1 protein-coding gene is annotated in these 1,562 nt (G+C 33.7%); it reads right to left on the bottom strand.

Annotated features, from left to right (window positions below):
* Nucleotides 1-119: 119 nt before the first annotated feature.
* The gene (locus tag GPK88_RS17205) at nucleotides 120-1,409 is read right to left on the bottom strand and encodes an IS4 family transposase (protein WP_238033145.1); all 1,290 of its coding nucleotides are present in this window, start codon (nucleotides 1,407-1,409) and stop codon (nucleotides 120-122) included.
* Nucleotides 1,410-1,562 lie beyond the last annotated feature (153 nt).

The following is a 1,562-nucleotide window of genomic DNA, read 5'->3' as shown; positions in this document are numbered from 1 at the left end:
CAATGTCATTAACTTTAGCAAAGAGCAGAAATCGTAAGCATTTATAAAACTATGATTCCTGCTTTTTGTTTGTATATGGGCATACTTATCCCCTTCTCTTTGTACTCGTATTTTTTAGCTCAGTACGCTCTTTTATGGGTATTCGAATATTTTCCTGCTAATTGCCCTTTCGTTCTGGTATAATGCCGATCAGGACGAATGGGAACAAGATTTTTACTGATATCTTCATATATTTGCTGAAATAACATATTTTTCTTTTGACCATCCGTTTCAAGAAGTATATAAATCAGATCATTTTTTAAGATTCCAATACTAACAGTCTGATTGATCATCATTTTATGTTTTCTGTTCGCTTCTTTCTGATCCAGTTCACGCTCTGCATCTAATATGATATCTTCAACTAAATTGCTCAGATATATAGTGCTGTATATATCTTGTAATAACAGAATAGGTTTTGTTCCTGTAAAATTCTCTAACTGTAACCGACTCTTTAGCGTTTCATACGCAGTCTCTATCCCCCACCTCATATGATATAATTCTTTTATTTCTTCTGTATGAAATTCAGTTTGTGAAAGATTTGTAGCCAAAACTTCTAAACTTCCGTTTTCTAATAGGATTTTTACCATACGCAATGAAATTTCACCTAATTCTTTCATACGTTCTCCATCTGGCGTTCCCTCGTAATGTCTGATTCTTGACTTATCAAGTTTTATTTTAACTAGCTGATCCTTTTCTATTAAACTGTTTTGCTCTTTTTTGTAATCACTGCTTTTTAAACGTACGATAAATTTAATATCCTTATCCATCATATGTATAAACGCTGGCGTAGAAGGATAGCCTCTGTCCATGATAATAACATAGGGAATGCTGCCTATTGTTTCCGGTATTCGCTCCATCTGTTTTTCGGCCAGGCGCATTTCATTAAATTTCACCTTATTACAGTCACTTTCCAGTATCATACGATTCATTACATCATAAATACAGCCTAATCCTATTTGAGCTTGGGGCTTTGTGTTTTTCCGGCTTGCAGAACCATATAGTTTCAGTGTTTCAGCAGTGGTAGGAATATTAATATCTGAGCCGTCAGCGGCTAATATTAAATGATCTTTGTAAGTTGAAAAGGTGGAATCTGCATAAAAGTTACGGTTATGATATTTATATAATTCTAAAAAAGCATCTGGATTAAGTTTCATACGCTGTTTCAGATATCCTGGTTTTGAAATAGACACACCAGGATGAGCAAGTTTCATATAATTTCTCAGTTCCAATGCCAACGTCAACCCCTTTCTGTTTATCATCGTGAAAAGAAGATCCTGAAGAGGCATTTTTCGAATTCTGGTAAAATAATTTTTATTACCTGATCGGCAAAATGCCTTAAATTCATCAGAAGTCATTTTTTCTATATCCATGAATATACGTTTCTGAGAATGCTTCATGCATAATCACATCCTTTTTTGAGCAGGTTCATGGCTTCTTTTTACAATATAAGCATATCAAAAAAAGCAGAAGATATCTAATCCATTTCGGAATAAATATCTTCTGCTTTTAAGTTAATGACATTG

It is taken from the genome of Blautia sp. MCC269 (assembly GCF_018785655.1).
GTDB lineage: Bacteria > Bacillota > Clostridia > Lachnospirales > Lachnospiraceae > Blautia_A.
Note: the sequence above shows the minus strand (reverse complement) of the source record. Positions and strands in the feature narration are given on the sequence as shown.